16 protein-coding genes and 1 pseudogene are annotated in these 15,671 nt (G+C 41.5%); 11 read left to right on the plus strand and 6 right to left on the minus strand.

From position 1 onward, the window contains the following. The first annotated feature begins 17 nt into the window (after positions 1-17). From G496_RS0111210 to gspN, 10 genes are all read left to right on the plus strand, one after another. Positions 18-2,033, plus strand: coding sequence for an STT3 domain-containing protein (locus G496_RS0111210; RefSeq protein ID WP_084407549.1), 2,016 nt, complete (start codon positions 18-20; stop codon positions 2,031-2,033). Continuing rightward, the gene (locus G496_RS0111215) at positions 2,033-2,722 is read left to right on the plus strand and encodes a glycosyltransferase family 2 protein (RefSeq protein WP_027179378.1); all 690 of its coding nucleotides are present in this window, start codon (positions 2,033-2,035) and stop codon (positions 2,720-2,722) included. Before G496_RS0111210 ends, G496_RS0111215 begins: the two co-directional genes overlap by 1 nt. After that, the gene (locus G496_RS19460; protein ID WP_051294988.1) at positions 2,719-3,078 is read left to right on the plus strand and encodes a DUF2304 domain-containing protein; all 360 of its coding nucleotides are present in this window, start codon (positions 2,719-2,721) and stop codon (positions 3,076-3,078) included. The genes G496_RS0111215 and G496_RS19460 overlap by 4 nt, the downstream gene beginning before the upstream one ends. 167 nt (positions 3,079-3,245) lie before the next feature. Continuing rightward, a complete protein-coding gene (locus G496_RS0111225; RefSeq protein WP_051294989.1) occupies positions 3,246-4,232 on the plus strand; it encodes an ABC transporter permease in 987 nt (328 codons plus the stop codon). Next, positions 4,229-4,930 carry an ABC transporter ATP-binding protein gene (locus G496_RS19465; RefSeq protein WP_034633069.1) on the plus strand — a complete coding sequence of 234 codons (702 nt, stop codon included), beginning with the start codon at positions 4,229-4,231 and terminating at the stop codon, positions 4,928-4,930. Before G496_RS0111225 ends, G496_RS19465 begins: the two co-directional genes overlap by 4 nt. Before the next feature lie 146 nt (positions 4,931-5,076). Then, entirely contained in the window at positions 5,077-6,309 is a 1,233-nt protein-coding gene (locus G496_RS0111235; RefSeq protein ID WP_027179380.1) for a type II secretion system F family protein, read from the plus strand. Positions 6,310-6,389: 80 nt separating this feature from the next. Then, entirely contained in the window at positions 6,390-7,214 is an 825-nt protein-coding gene (locus tag G496_RS0111240) for a PDZ domain-containing protein (RefSeq protein ID WP_027179381.1), read from the plus strand. Further along, the gene (gspD, locus tag G496_RS19470) at positions 7,207-9,138 is read left to right on the plus strand and encodes a type II secretion system secretin GspD (RefSeq protein ID WP_051294990.1); all 1,932 of its coding nucleotides are present in this window, start codon (positions 7,207-7,209) and stop codon (positions 9,136-9,138) included. The genes G496_RS0111240 and gspD overlap by 8 nt, the downstream gene beginning before the upstream one ends. Positions 9,139-9,155: 17 nt before the next feature. Beyond that, on the plus strand, positions 9,156-10,841 hold the full coding sequence (gene gspE, locus G496_RS0111250) for a type II secretion system ATPase GspE (RefSeq protein WP_034633070.1): 1,686 nt from the start codon (positions 9,156-9,158) through the stop codon (positions 10,839-10,841). A 54-nt stretch (positions 10,842-10,895) separates the two neighbouring features. Next, entirely contained in the window at positions 10,896-11,858 is a 963-nt protein-coding gene (gene gspN / locus G496_RS0111255; protein ID WP_027179383.1) for a type II secretion system protein GspN, read from the plus strand. Positions 11,859-12,099: 241 nt separating this feature from the next. Here the strand turns inward: gspN and G496_RS21570 are convergent, their stop codons facing one another. The 6 genes from G496_RS21570 to tnpB all read right to left on the minus strand — a co-directional run bounded on the left by G496_RS21570 (position 12,100) and on the right by tnpB (position 13,760). Further along, positions 12,100-12,333: an IS66 family transposase gene (locus tag G496_RS21570; RefSeq protein ID WP_027179384.1), complete on the minus strand. Its 234-nt coding sequence runs from the start codon at positions 12,331-12,333 to the stop codon at positions 12,100-12,102. Positions 12,334-12,407: 74 nt separating this feature from the next. Next, entirely contained in the window at positions 12,408-12,809 is a 402-nt protein-coding gene (locus G496_RS21575; protein ID WP_281171277.1) for an IS66 family transposase, read from the minus strand. Beyond that, positions 12,692-13,135 carry an IS66 family transposase zinc-finger binding domain-containing protein gene (locus G496_RS21450; protein WP_245577908.1) on the minus strand — a complete coding sequence of 148 codons (444 nt, stop codon included), beginning with the start codon at positions 13,133-13,135 and terminating at the stop codon, positions 12,692-12,694. The genes G496_RS21575 and G496_RS21450 overlap by 118 nt, the downstream gene beginning before the upstream one ends. A 10-nt stretch (positions 13,136-13,145) precedes the next feature. Beyond that, positions 13,146-13,295, minus strand: coding sequence for a hypothetical protein (locus G496_RS21455; RefSeq protein WP_245577909.1), 150 nt, complete (start codon positions 13,293-13,295; stop codon positions 13,146-13,148). 27 nt (positions 13,296-13,322) lie between these two features. Beyond that, positions 13,323-13,490, minus strand: coding sequence for a hypothetical protein (locus G496_RS21460; RefSeq protein WP_245577905.1), 168 nt, complete (start codon positions 13,488-13,490; stop codon positions 13,323-13,325). 168 nt (positions 13,491-13,658) lie between these two features. After that, positions 13,659-13,760, minus strand: a complete 102-nt coding sequence (gene tnpB / locus G496_RS21630; protein ID WP_084407551.1) for an IS66 family insertion sequence element accessory protein TnpB — start codon at positions 13,758-13,760, stop codon at positions 13,659-13,661. 272 nt (positions 13,761-14,032) lie between these two features. Here tnpB and G496_RS21130 point away from each other — a divergent pair. Further along, positions 14,033-15,164, plus strand: a pseudogene (locus tag G496_RS21130) (IS630 family transposase). Positions 15,165-15,671 lie beyond the last annotated feature (507 nt).

The following is a 15,671-nucleotide window of genomic DNA, read 5'->3' on the forward strand; positions in this document are numbered from 1 at the left end:
TTTTAGAGAAAGCTAAATTGTTGAATAGAACAAAAACCGTATTAACATTGGTTGTGCTGGCTTTTATTTTTTTAGGTATTCACTTTTACGCTCTCCCGGGGTTTGACAATAATATAGTTAACCGTGTTGACAGTTACAGATTACCCACCACAGCGGATTCATTTTATTATCTTAGGTTAAGCAGAGATCTTCAAAACGGAGAATATGGCGCAAGCAAAGATCTTGCACCATCATTTTATCCATCATTCCCTCCACTCATATCAAGTATTACTGTTTTTCTGAGTAATATGCTTGATATCAATATTGAAAGCGTGGCTTTTTTCATGTCTCCGCTTCTTGCCTGTCTGCTGATTCCACTGGCATGGTTTACTACCAGATATTTTTTCCCAGATAGTTTTACAGCGCCAATTGCCGCTTGTCTGGCTGTTGCTGCTAACTTTGTGCTTATACGCCGGACCTGCATTGGATATTATGATACTGATGCGTTGAATCTCGTTCTGCTCTGGTGTTCTTTTATTTTTACATATCTGCTGACTGTAGCAAAGGCTCGCAGGCAATTTTTATGGTTTGGCCTTTTTGCTTTGACCGAAGTTCTCGTCTTCCTCTGGTGGAGACCTGCCGCGGTGCCATTAGCTGGAATCTGTGCTCTTTTCTACGCGTTATCCGTGTTCACAGTGACCGGGCAAACAGGCTATGAAAAGATTTTTAAAGTCTTTATTCTGGTAGCCGGAGCAGCCGTCTGTCTGGCGGTAATTTTCGGAAGCAAAGAGTCTTTTCCGGTAATTTTGCAGCCTTTTTTTGTTACTCTTCAGGAACATTTCGGACTTATTTCAGGAACAATAAAAACTCCATATTTCAATATGGGGGCAACTATTGAGGAGCTGGCCCGGCCGGATTTAAAAACATTTGTTTTAGATTTATTCGGTTCATGGATCGCTTTTGGCTGCTTTCTTATAGGCTTCTACCCTTATTTAAAATTGGGTAAGACAGCTGTTTTATTCATTTTTGGACTATTGTTGCTGTTTGTCGGAAGTGTTTTTGCCGGATCGCGTTTTATGTTGTTTTTGGTGCCTTTCATTGCAATGGGCTGTGCGGGCTTTTGCATTCTTCTCTGTAATCTTCTTAAGCAGATAAAATTGATTAAAAAAGTAGCTCCAGTTTTCAGTTTGGGCCTGACCTGCATACTCTTATTCCCCTCAGCATCTAACAGTATAAAATATCAACCGGTTGCTTCTTTCACAGCGAATACCGCCAATCTGGCAAACGCCATAAGCTATGTTGTCCCGGAAAAAGCTATGCTGTGGAACTGGTGGGGACCTGGATATATGCTTCAGTATTACGGCAAAAGGAAAACTCTGGTCGACGGTGGATCACAGACTCCTGAACTGTCTTACAAATCAGCTGTCCCGCTGGCATCCCTTAATCCGGTCATGTCCAGAAACTGGATTCGCTTTTTTTCTGTGCATCGGACCGGAATTGCTGTAATAAACAAATACATAAATGATTACGCCGCTTCGGTGCAATTTCTAGTAAATATTTTCTGTGTGCCGCAGAACCTAGACAAGGAAATAAAAAGAATCGGACTGCCGAAAGCCAGAAACTGGCAGAAGTTTTTTTTCCCGAAAGCTGATGTTTATCTTGTTCTGTTCAGTGATATGCTGATCAGAAATTCATGGCTTTCCATCGGGCGCACTCTTCCCGGATCAGATTCAACTGTCGCAGCCCCCATCTACAACTTTAAAATAGATGATTGCAAAATCGATCTTGATAAGGGTAGATTCAAATATAATAATGAAGAATTTCCGTATGGAATGATATTTTCTGTAACCCCCAAAAGTCTTAGCCATGAACCGGGGCGGAATTCTGATAAGGTGGCCATCATTATTCCAGATGCTGGCCAGCTGTATTATATGAACCGTGACCAGTTCGACTGTCTTACTTTCAGGCTGCTCTTTGTTAGTCCTGTTGGTACGCCATACTTTAAAAAAGTAGTCTATAATCCGTTTATAGGCGGAATTTGGAAAGTTGAGTAATGGAGAATAAAACCGGTTTAATGAAGGCCCTCGTGGTTATGCCGGCTTATAACGAAGCTCTGTCTGTAGGTCATGTTGTCAGAGACCTGAAAGCTACTCTTGATATAGACGTACTTGTGGTCAATGACCGGAGTACCGATGAAACTGCGGAGGTAGCTGTTGAAGCTGGAGCTGAGGTTCTTGATTTATGCTGTCAGCTTGGAGCTTGGGGGGCTATTCAGGCCGGTATAAGGTACGGGTTGCTGAAAGGCTATGATCTCTGCATTACATGCGATGCGGATGGCCAGCATGATGTCACCGCGATTCCGGTTTTAATCAGGGAATTGCAGAATTGTGAGTGTGATGTGCTTATCGGTTCCTGCGTTTCAAGGGGTAGTATTGCGAGGCATATTGCATGGAAATACTTGAGGTTTATTACCGGGCTATCCATTGACGATCTGACTTCAGGATTCAGGGCTTATAATAGAAAGGCCATGCGTAAAGTCGGCCTTTCCAGAGCTTCACTTGTGGATTATCAGGACGTCAGCCTGTTATTGATTCTTAAAGAGTTAGGAATTACTTTTAAAGAGATAGGAGTATGCATGACTGAAAGAAAATGCGGAAAATCACGTATTTTCAATTCATGGCTTGCAGTGACAAAGTATATGATGCTCAGCTCAATAATCGCGCTATGTCGGATTTCAAAATGATAAGTATCTCAGCAATGAATATTCTAACCGGCGCTGCCGGTATCATCAGTGCTTCAGTAATAATATATCTGGTTAGAAAAAATATTTTATATTCCAAATATACACCATGGTGGATATTTATTTCAGTCGCTTTTCTCGTTTTCGGATTTTTCCCGACACTTTCCGATTCACTGGCGAGGCTTGTAGGCGTTGCATACGGTCCCAGTCTGGTGCTGCTTGGTGCTGTGGTTATGCTCTTTATTAAGAATCTGCTGATGGATATAGACAGATCCCGTCAGGAAGTAATGCTCAGAAGGCTTGTCCAGCGTGTTGCAATTCTTCAAAAGCAGCTGGAAGAGCAGAAAAAAGAAGAATAATACAGCGTATTCTTCCTGATTCCAACCAAATGCTGATTGTAATTAGTGCGTTCGAGGTATAAAAGAGAATTACTTAATTTATCTATTGAAATTTATTCAATTTTGCTGTTTCCATTTTGATTAAGATATAAACTTATTAAATATTTTACCTGATACTGCTGGAAAAAATGTATAAAAAATTATTCCCCCTAGCCTTTATACTTTTTATAGTTCTCGCTGTTTCCAGATTCGATATCTCGCATCTTATTGAAGATCAGTTGAGCATATATCTGCATATTGCAATCATCGCGGCGCTCTTGTTTGTGATTGTTTTTCTTTTTGGCAGACTTTTTTTGTCAAGCGGAAAGAAGCTGTTTTTAAAGATTAACAGCATACAGCATTTAAATATCAAATCAAATTTTTTTGAATTACTTGCTATAAAATCATATGCAAATTTGAGAACTGAGGTATCTCGTTATTATCTGAACTACTTATGGTGGGTCATTGAACCTGTTTTAACTATGCTTACTTTCTACCTCGTATTCGGGATTTTTTTTAATAGAGGGACACATGATTTTATAGCTTTTCTTCTTGTAGGCCTGATTTGCTGGCAATGGTTTGCTAATGTAATAAACCATGCAACAACCAGTGTTACCCACGGTAAAGGATTGATGCTGCAGGTTGATATACCTAAAATTTTTTTCCCCCTTGAAGTCGCTTTGCGAGATACATTTAAACATATTTTTGTGTTTATTCTTCTTTTAGTCTTTCTGTTGGTTTATGGTATCCCGGTAAGTATTACTTGGATATCCATACCTCTGCTTATGGTTATCCAGCTTATTTTTATGATTGGTATCGGAACATTGGCAGCTGCAATTGTACCATTCATGCCTGATTTAGCATTTGTCGTTTCTACAGGTTTAAAATTGATGATGTATGCAAGCGGTATTTTTTATAATATTGACGATGTCATTCTTCCACAGCATAGGGTCTATATATACGCTAATCCTATGGCAGGACTGATCAAAGCTTATCGTGAAGTGCTGATGTTCGGGCGCTGGCCTGACTGGACCTACCTGTTCTATATTACTGTAGCCGGACTTGTTATTCTTGGAATTTCTTTTGTAATCATATTCAAATTAGACCACGTTTATCCTAGGTTGTGTCAAAAATGAATAATGAGCCTATATTGACTCTCAAAAATGTCGGCTGCCGCTACACTGTGCGCAAAGGCTTCATGAAGGTTGGAGCCTATGATGCCTTGAAGGATGTTTCCTTTGAAGTTAAAAGAGGGGAAACTGTAGGCCTTATTGGTCGCAACGGAGCTGGTAAATCAACTCTGCTGCGGATAATCGCCGGTATTATACGACCTGATTTTGGTGAAATAATACGGCATGTGCCGGTTTCTATTTCCCTTTTAACATTGCAGCTTGGTTTTTCTGAAGATCTTTCAGGAAGAGACAATGCAATTATTGGGGCAATGCTCCTTGGGCATAGCTACAGAGACGCTGTGAACAGCCTTGAAGATATAAGAGAGTTCTCAGAACTGGGAGACTGGTTTATGGAACCTTTGAAAACATATTCATCCGGCATGAGAGCAAGGTTAGGCTTTTCCGTAGCTATGAAAATGTCTCCTGACATTTTACTGGTGGATGAGATACTTGGCGTTGGTGATGAGTCGTTTCGTAAAAAATCGACTGAAACTATGAAAGAAAAGATGAAATCAGGGCAGACTATTATTTTTGTCTCCCACAGCGCTCCAATTGTTAAAGAGCTTTGCACCTCGGTAGTCTGGATAGAAAACGGGGTTAACAAAATGATTGGCGAGACAGACGTAGTGTTGAAGGAATATCAGAAATCGTTTGTTAAATAGCTTTATGCCTGAATATAAAATGTAGAAATATAAGGGCTGTCGTTTACATGGTTAAGTTTAATTGATGCATGAAAAAAGGTCTGCAATTAAAAAAACTGTGGAAGTAATAAATTTCTGATTATCAGGAATAAAGAAAAGGAGCCCCTTTGCCAGCGTTTCAATATAAAGCAGTATCTAAAACCGGTAAATCGGTTAAGGGAATTATAGAAGCTGATAATAAGACTGCGGCGCTGCATTCTTTGAAGGTTAAGGGGCTATATACCACTAAACTTGCCAAGATCAGTGGTCGTAAACCCAAAGCCGGTGGTTCCACCCTTCGTTATTTCTATCAGAGGATATTTAACAGAGTTCCTCTCAAAGTGCTCTCTGGAGCTGTAAGGCAGCTGGCAATACTTCTTTCTGCCGGTATGGCTCTTGACTTCGCCTTAGCTGCAATGCTTGACGGTAAAGGAACATCCGAGCTGGATAAAGTCCTTTCAGAAGTTCGTGAGAGAGTGCGCGAAGGTTTATCTCTGGCTGAAGCTCTGGCTGATCATCCGCATATATTTTCAAGCACTTTTATAACAATGGTTCAGGCCGGTGAAGATTCCGGTTCAATTGACCTTGTTCTGGGCAGACTTGCTGATCATCTGGAATCACAGGTCGCACTGCGCAGAAAAGTTCAGTCCGCTCTGGCGTACCCGATACTCATGCTTATTGTCGGTGGCGGAATTTTTGTTTTTCTTATGATGTTCATTGTCCCCAAGGTTACTCAAATTTTTGTCGATATGAAACAGGAGTTGCCTGCACCGACAAGAATACTGATCGGATTCAGTAATTTTATGGGACACTGGTGGGGATTGCTGATTGTTCTGGTTGTCTTACTCATATTTGGGATTATACGTTTTAAAAAGACTGCTCCCGGTAAAAGGATAATGGACAAGGCTAAGTTATCTGCCCCGGTAACCGGTGATCTTTTCCGCTATATTGAAGTCGGTAATTTTACCAGAACTCTGGGGCTTCTTTTAAAAAACGACGTAAGTCTTCTTAAAGGTCTTGGTATTGTGAGATCCGCGTCAACAAATATATATCTTGAAAAGGTAGTTGACCAGATTTCTGTAGATGTTCAGGAAGGTAAGGATCTCACTCTGGCAATGCACGGAAGTTTTCTTTTTGATCCCATGCATGTGCAACTTGTTGCCGCGGGTGAGCGGAGTGGACAGCTTGATAAAATGCTTCTCATCGTTGCTGATGACTGTGATGATGAAGTTGAAAGCAAATTACAGATGATAACATCACTTATCGAACCGTTGATGATTCTCTCTCTGGGAGTGATTGTAGGATTTGTTGTGGTCTCCATAATTATGCCTATCTTCCAGATGAACAGTCTTGTCGGCTGATTCTTTTTTCTGGTAAGCATATGTAATTAAGTTTAATACAAAGAATGTAATGTTATTAATTAAATATTTTGTGGGTAGTAATGCTGGGTAAGTTAAAAATACTTGGGGAATTGCTGATTGTTACTTTTTCAGCATATTATTTGGCAGTAGGTGCATATCTACTGGTAATTCCTGTTAAAATTTTTTCCCCGGACCCTACTGTCGTTGCTACTGCCGGCGACTCATATAAAAAAGTTGATAGAAGTCAGTTTAACATTATCAACAACCGCAATATATTCGGAGCTTTTGACCCTAAAAAAGTTAAAAAGCCTAAAAAGAAGAAAAGAGCACAGTCAGACCTGAACAAGTTACCTATGGCCAATTCCAATTTGCGGCTTTTAGGAACGGTGTATTCATCAAATAAGTCTTTGATGAGAGCTATTATGGTTGTCGGACGTGGGGTAAGAGTTTTTAAAGAAGGTCAAGGTGTTGGTAAAACCAAAATTCTTGAGATTAAAAGAAGGGCGGTTGTTCTTTGGGATGGGAAGAAAAAAAGTCTTCTTATGATAGATAAAGGTGATAAATCTATCGCGGCTAAATCTGATTCTGGGAATGTTCTCATAAATAAAGATGTGTTAAAGGATGTCTTCGCAAATCCGAGGGCGTTTTTAGATAATGTTGATTTTACTCTTGCCAAGAAGGATGGGCGTAAAGGTCTCTTGATAAACAGTCTGGAGAGAAAATCATTACTGGCTAGTGCCGGTATCAGACAGGGTGATCTGATTGTAAGTGTTAACGGGCATAATCTTAATTCTTTAACGGATGTAATGGGAATGGCGAAGTTAAGAATTGAAAATTCTGTTGTAATAAAAGTATGGCGCAATCAGCGTTTTGAAACATTGAGATTGAAGTTTAGCAATGCGTAATATTTTTGTTTTTATACTATTGTGCTTTTTGATTCTTGGGCCTTCCTGCGGGTATCGCGTTGAAATTGCAAATGCCGCACAGGGAACGATCAGCCTTGATTTTAAATCAGTTGATATCCACGTTTTAATCAAATTTATCAGTGAAATTACGGGTAAAAATTTTATTGTTGATAAAGCTGTCGGCGGAAGGGTTACAATCTATTCCCCAACAAAAATATCTGTGCAGGAAGCTTACAGAGTTTTTGAATCTGTCTTGCAGCTTAATGGTTTTGTGATCATCCCAAGCGGTGCGGTCTATAAGATTCTTCCGGTTAATAAGGGCCAGAATCTTGCTGTTCCCACTAAAACCGGGGGAAAGGGAATAAATAAGCTTGGCGATGAGCTTATCACCCAGATTATTCACCTTGAGAGTTCAAGTGCTGTTGATCTTGGAAATGTAGTGAAATCAATGCTTGGAAATACCGGTGGAGTAAGCGTCTACCAGCCTTCCAATACACTCATTGTCACTACTCTAGCTTCAAATATTGACAGAATTTTGAAAATCGTCAGATCAGTGGACAGAAGTCAGTATGCGACAAGGTCAGTCAACATTGTTATTAAGAACGGTGACGCGCAGACAATTTCAGAATCGATTAATAAAGTTATGACAGCCAAGCTGGCTGATATGGCTAAGAAAGGTCGTCAGGGAATTGCTTTAACCGTTTATGATGAAAGGACCAATTCAATATTTGTACTTGCTGATGCCATGAATATGGCCACAATAAAATCAATGATTGCCTCTATGGATCTTCCAACCCCGGAAGGCAAGGGAAGTATCCATCTTTACAGTTTACACAATGCTAAGGCTGAGGATTTGGCAAAAGTACTTACGGATTTAGTAGGTGGTACATCTTCAAGCTCTAAAGATTCTAAAGATAAGGTCGTACGCGGCAAAGTTAAAATAGTTGCGGACAAGGCAACCAATAGTCTGGTTATCACTGCAAGACCTGACGATTATCCACATCTGGAAAAAATTATCGGGCAGCTGGATGTACGGCGTAAACAGGTATTTATTGAAGCATTGATTATGGAAGTTTCGGATACTGCAAATTTCCAATTCGGGGCAAACTGGGTGCTTCCGGCCGCAGGTGGAGATACCGTTGTTTTTGGTTCATCAAATACTGGTGGTGGTAGTTTAACATTAAATGATGGAATGGCTGCCGTGCCTAGCGGTGGAGCCATTGGAGCTCTTTTTACCAACCTTTTTAAAGTGGATGGTGAAGAATATAGTATGCAGGCTCTGATGAGTGCATCCAAATCTTCAGATGATTTTAAGATCCTATCTACACCACAGTTGCTGACTCTGGATAATGAAGAAGCGACAGTTAATGTTGTGGATAACATCCCTTTTTCTACAAAATCAACAACAAATAATGTTGATTCAGACTATAATTCTCAGAGCCTTGAATATAAGGATGTCGGTGTAATGCTCAAAGTTACTCCACAGATAGGTCAGAATGACGATTTGAGGCTTGTGGTCCATCAGGAAGTCAGTCGTGTTGTTCCAACATCTGTAGCTTCTTCAGATAGTAATCTTATCGCACCAACAACCAGAAAGCGTGAGGTTGATACGACTATTCAGGTTAAAGATGGGCAGACTATAGTTATTGCCGGTCTTCTTGGAGAGGATGACACTGTCAATGAAAGCAAAGTCCCATTGCTGGGGGATATACCTGGTCTGGGGTATCTTTTCAGGTATGAGAGCACCGAAAAAACAAAGACTAATCTTTTCGTTTTTCTTACTCCTAAAATTATGAACAGTGTTAGTGATGAAGATGATGTTTACAAAGAAAAAAGAAAGATTATGTACGATATTAATGTCGGTAAGGATGGACTTGGGCAGATTAAAATCGGAAAACCTGTGATGCCGGAAATTGTATTTTAATTTGAGAAGAAACTGATATGTATACCCAATTATTACAGTCGCAGCTTATATCCGAAGGCTTTTTCGTTATGGAAGAGTTGCAGCCCCTGTGTGATCAGGCGGAAGAAGACGGTATTCAATTATCTGATTTTTTACTTAAAAAGAAAAAGATTACTGAAGGTGAACTACTTAAGCTTGAATCAAAGCTTTTTGATATAGAACTGCTTGATTCCATCCCTGATGAATTTATTAATCCCGAACTCGTACAGCGTTTTTCAATCCAGTTTTTGCGTCAGGCTCAATGTGTTCCGCTGCTGGATGACGGCAGACTTATTCTGGCTATCGGGCGGGCCAGAATGATTGAAGCAGTAGAAGAATTTTCATTTGTGCTTAAAGGGGCTCCACATGTTGTTCTTGCTCCTTCAAAAGATATAACCCGTGTAATCAACAATGTTTTCGGCTCGGCTGATATGGAAGTATCGGGTGTTCTTGATGAAGCTGAGGATGAATTCGGTAATGATATCACTGCCGAAACAATAGAAGACCTGCTTGACGACAGCAGCGATGCCCCACTTATCAAGCTTGTAAATATGATTATGGCTCAGGCCGTAAGAGCCAATGCCAGTGATGTTCATATAGAGCCGTTCAAGGATTCTCTCAGAGTCCGTTTCAGGCTCGATGGCGTGCTTTATGATAAGCATTCCCTGCCGCGCAGACTTCATGCGGCCATGGTTTCCAGAATTAAAATCATGGGCCGGATGAATATTGCCGAGAAAAGACTGCCTCAGGATGGACGTATTTCATTGAGTCTGGGTGGGAGACAGGTCGATTTGCGTGTTTCCTGTCTGCCGACATCATACGGCGAGAGAATCGTTCTGCGTCTTCTTGAGAAAAACTCCAAGGTTTTGAGTATTAAAGAACTCGGGCTCGGCAGCAGCAATATTGAGTGCATCAAAGAGCTGGTAACAGTTTCACATGGTATTATACTTGTTACAGGCCCGACTGGTAGCGGTAAAACAACCTCACTGTATGCTATTTTAAATTACATTAATTCACCGGATAAAAATATCCTTACAATTGAAGACCCTGTGGAGTATCAGATTGAAGGAATCGGCCAGATGCAGGTCAATAAAAAAATTAACCTGAATTTTGCTGACGGGCTTAGGTCTATTGTTCGTCAGGACCCCGATGTAATTCTTATTGGTGAGATTCGTGATAAGGAAACTGCTGATATCGCCATTCAGTCAGCCCTTACAGGACATCTGGTTTTTTCAACTCTGCATACCAACGATGCCCCGAGTGCTGTAGCGAGACTTATAGATATGGGCGTTGAGCCTTTTCTACTTTCATCAGTGCTCAGAGCTGTAATCGCCCAGAGGCTTGTGCGTGTGCTTTGTCCTCATTGCAAAGTTCCTTTTGTTCCGGATAAGGCTGCGGTTACAGACTTTGGAGCAATGGCTAAGAAATTGGACGGTAAAAATATTTTCAAAGCCGGAGGGTGTGATGAATGCATGAATACCGGCTATCAGGGACGAAACGCCATTTATGAAGTTATGAATGTTTCCGATGAAATAAAAGGTCTGGTGGTAAGGTCCGCAGACTCCAACCAGATCAGGAAACAGGCTTTGGCTGATGGAATGAAATCTCTGAAAATGGATGGATTCCGCAAGGTGCTTGAGGGTAAGACTACTTTGGCTGAAGTGAAAAGGGTTACAAATCTGTAAGATTGTAAGGCTGCATGTTTTTATATCAGCCATAAGACTGTACATGGATAAAAAATGAATCTGAATTTATCTCAGCTGAGAGAAAAAATTTCAATACCCCTGCCGACAATATTTAGTTCAAAGCGCCGCAAATCATCCGTCAGGAAAAGCCGCCGCAAAATTTATTATTTTTTGTACGGTCTTCTAGTCTTCTCCATGTTTTTTGCCTGCAATTATCTGAGCTCGAGTATCGAGCCTTTAATACGGGCTGAACTGCAAAAGCAAAATCAGTATAATTTTGAAATAGAGCGTATTAATCCTTCTGTTTTTCCCCCAAGAGTCGAGCTTAAAGGAGTCGAGATCAAAGAAAAAAGATCTGGAAAGAGACTTGTTCAATTTAATTCACTTGATATGAGTTTAAATTTGTTCAGCTTGTTCAAAAGCAGGCTGGGGATTGATTTCTCAGCAGGTATATATGGTGCTGTTGTTAAAGGCGTTGTCTCTTCAGGCAGTTTTTTTGATCTTAAAAATTTTTACGCTGATATTGCCTGTCAGAATATTTCTTTAGCTGCAATTCCATACATTGATAAACTTGATCTTGGCTTGAAAGGTCTTGGTTCGATAACTGCTGATGTTAAGGGCACCACTGCCGATCCTGCTTCCTATCGTGGAACTGTGGAAATAGATATACAGAGCCCTGCTTTTAAAGGCGTGCCGCCTTTGTTTATTGTACCTGAAGTTAAAATGGATTCACTGAAGGCCAGTGCAGACTTAGAAAATATGAAACTGAATGTTAATTCGCTTGAGCTTGCAGGCCAGCAGGCCTCAGGGGCATTAAAAGGCTCTGTTACCATCAATCCTAAAAATATAAACAACTCCAAACTTGATCTGAAAGGTCAGGTAAAAGTTGATGTCCGTTTACTAAACACCAGAATAATTGTTCAGAAAAAAGCTCTTGCGTTATTGAAGGCCAAAAAATCTATAGCGATAGAAATAAGTGATACTATCGGGAGTCCGTGGGTTTCTTTTGCCAAGTAAAATACCAAATTGTCGTAAGTTTTATACCTGCATTATTTTCTCATGTTAATATTATGATTTTGTGTAAAATATTATCAATGCGCTTGAGTTTTATGGTATAATTAATTAACTTTAAGCGTCCAAAAGACTAAGCCTGCAAAGTCCAACCATCCTGAAGTATAAAAAGTAGATGTCGTGTCTATTGGGGTTGAGAGTGACCATTCACTTCTCACGACATGAGGGGTTTAAAATCAGCACAGCTTTACGCATGAGGAAGTTCTTCGAAGAGTTGAAAAAGGTAGTCTGCGGGATTGAGCTTGTTGGCTTTGGCGGTTTCGATCAGGCTATAAAGGGTTGCTCTGGCCTGGGCTCCGCACGGGGAGCCGCTGAGCAGCCAGTTTTTCCGGCCCACCGCAAACGGACGGATGGCGTTTTCGGCGAGATTGTTATCGGGAGTTAAAGCCGCATTTTCAAGGTAAACCAGGATTCGCTCCATTGCCTCAAAGTATAGGAAATTGTTTTGCCCAAAAGACTTTTTGAGGGAACCGAGTCCTTGGCACTGACAACGGTTTAATAAATTTTTTCAAGAATCGGGAGCGCCTTTTCCGTCCGCATGTTCAAAATTTCATCCGGAGAAAGCCTCTCCTTGCGAGCTCGACTCTCCAGCCGGTAAAGCTTCGCGATTAGGTCAACCACGGTCGATACGTACCTTTTTTTAGAGCAGGCCTTGAGCTCTTCCATAAATTTTCGGCGCACGTGAACCAGACAACCGGCGTGAGTAATCCCCGTAGATTCACCCAGAGCATTGTATCCGGCGTAGCCGTCGGTCTGCAGAATTCCCATGAAATCACCGACTATTTCGGCAGCGATTTTTCCAGAACGCAGATGCTCGTGCAGCAATTCCATGATAGGCTTACATCGTTCTGCCGCCAGCACGGCCCAATTCGAAATGGTTGAGCGCGAAATATCAATTCCCAAACACTAGAACATCCTGTTTTGACAGTAGAAAGGCAAACAGTCGCAAAACTTGTGGTCAGGATATGCGCCAGCAGCCTCGGAGTGACGATACCCTGTCGAATCAGCTGAGGCGGCATCGAAGCTATTGTGAAGTCCTGCCCGTCATCCTCGGTTCTTTTTCTCTTTTTGCAGGCAAAATTGGGCCGAATGTGCCACAGAACCCGGATTTTGGTGGGCACATAGTCAAGTTTTTCGCTGACAACTTCACCGATACGGCTCAGTTTGCAACCGCAAGCGTAGATTTTTTCCTCATCGGGTGTGTCATGGATGATTTCCCCCACGAGGGATCGCTTAGGAAATAGGCTTGCGGCTCTTTTTAGAACGGAAATAGGCCGGAACCTGTACTGTTTCAAGTTCCAGTTCGGGATCGGGTTGCCTGCAAACAAACTCCGCTTCATCAAAAAAATACTGATATTCGTCTTTAGCGGGCTTATTTTTCATTTCCGATTTTTTGAAAAATGTGATGGCCTAGAGCAATTCTACCTGCTCTGGAAATTCTTCAATGACAGTGTTTTTATCCGCAATATCAATATTCTGCGCGGCAAGCTGAGATTCCAGATCTGCTAGCAGTCGATTCTGCTGCAGAATCAACTCTTCCAACTTTTCGGGATCGTTGGGAAGAAGTGATTTGTCCAATTGGGAAAGAGTACGTTATTTCTCCGCAAACACAATTATTTCATAACATCAAAGAATAGTAGAATAACTCAGTGCGGGATGGCCTCGTGTCTGGACAGGATCAAGCCCTTCCAGCAACTAGAGCAATTTCTGAGAACTGAATTCAAGCTCTTCCTGTTATAATTCGGGTCAGAAGAAATGGTTTTTCTCAAGGCGTTTCTGCCAAAGGCAAAAAAACTTGTTATCCCAATACAAAATTTTGATGATCGTCCACCATGATCGAAAGCCCATTGACAGCTTTGCGCAAATCGGTTGCACCGAGGACAATGAAGACTTGTGTTTTGGAGTCGTCCGGAAGCATTAAACCATTACCTCAAGCAGCCGATTTAATGTTTGCTGACAAAAATCAGGTTCGATTTCGATCTGAATTCCTCTGGGAAGATGAAGTCTGATAGGCTTAAAGCCCCGCGATTTGTCTATTGCGGGGATCTAGTACAATATAAAATTTCAACTTTCGTATTTAGTATTTTGTATGTTAATCTCTCCTCAACAAAGGAGGAGTGATGGCACCGCGTTATCGAGTGACTTTGATAGAAGAGGAACGGAAAGAACTTGAGGCAATCTCATCGAAAGGGGAAAGGGCTGCACGAACGGTGCTTTATGCACGAGCATTATTGCTTCTTGATGCTGGCGAGCACGGCCCGAAATGACTTGTAGTCAAGGTAGCTGAAGCGTTAGGCGTTACCACTCGAAGTCTTGAGCATTTAATAAAACGGTTTGTCGAAGAAGGTTTTGCTGCCGCCATTGAACGCAAGAAGCGAGTCAAACCACCTCGGGAAATTCAGTTTGGTGGAGAATTTGAGGCAAAACTGCTGGCATTGGCATGTTAGCCCGCCCCAGAGGGGCGAAAACGTTGGACGGTAAAACTGCTGGCTGAAAAAATGATTGAATTGGAAATCGTTCCTACAGTCTCACCTATGACCGTATGTAATACTTTAAAAAAATGAACTTAAGCCTCATCTGAGCAAGTATTGGAAAATCCCGCCAAATCAAAACGCAAGTTTTGTAGCGTCCATGGAAGATGTTTTTGAAGTATATGCACGTCCATATGATGCAGATCGTCCGGTTGTCTGCATGGATGAATCAAGCATTCAGTTAATTGGCGAGGTACGCACGCCTATTCCAGCAGCTCCGGGGCATTGTGAGTTGGTGGACGATGAATATGTACGCAAAGGTGTCGCGAGCATTTTTATGGCGGTGGAACCGCTTGGTGGCAAACGGAAAGTCCAAATCACAGGGCGTCGAACAAGAACAGAGTGGGCATATTTTATTAAAAGCTTACTGGAAAAAAACTACCCTGATGCCGAGAAAATTGTCTTGGTCATGGATAACCTCAACACGCACAATACGGCTTCTTTATACGCGACCTTTTCAGCAGAGGAAGCCCACAAACTATCTCAACGCCTTGAAATACATCATACTCCCAAACACGGAAGCTGGTTAAATATTGCAGAGATAGAACTCAGTGTTTTGAAACGCCAATGCCTTGCTGGCCGAATCGATTGTATCGAGAAAATGCGTGCTCAGGTAGCGGCATGGAGTACTGACAGAAATAACCGCCAGCCCAAAGTAGACTGGCAGTTCAAGACAAAGGGTGCACGCATCAAGCTGAAGAGTTTATATCCGAAACTTTAAGGTGTACTCTGTACTAGGTTTCAGGAACGGCTATAATCTTCTGAGGCTTGCTGACTGAACCCATTCTACGTTTGTGGTTGCCGAAAGTTTTAATGGTAAGCCCCTTTTGTCGTCAGTATTCAGCTTGAGAAACACTGCTGCATTCCTATGCTGCGATATGCTTTTTCCAGAAAAACTGTTTCTTTTTAAGCCGTTCCTCCTTGAGTAGGAAAGGAGAATGTCATGTTCTGGAATTAATAGAAGATGTAGGTGCTTGGACGCTTACTATATTCTTTTCCTTGGTCATTTTTTTAAAGGATAGTTTCAAACAGCTTTACGTAACAAAGCTCGTCCTTATTTTTCTCGGACTATACTTAAACGTCTTTGTTATAACATGGTTCTGCTTGCTAGCTTTAATGCTCATCCAGTTTAGCCTTATTGCCGCCTATGCCGTCACCTGCTCAATGATAGTTCACTTTGCACCAGATCTTCGCTTCCTCATATCGAAGGGTCTTTTCTGATGTTTTA

This window comes from Maridesulfovibrio bastinii DSM 16055, assembly GCF_000429985.1.
In the GTDB taxonomy this organism is placed as follows: Bacteria; Desulfobacterota; Desulfovibrionia; order Desulfovibrionales; family Desulfovibrionaceae; genus Maridesulfovibrio; species Maridesulfovibrio bastinii.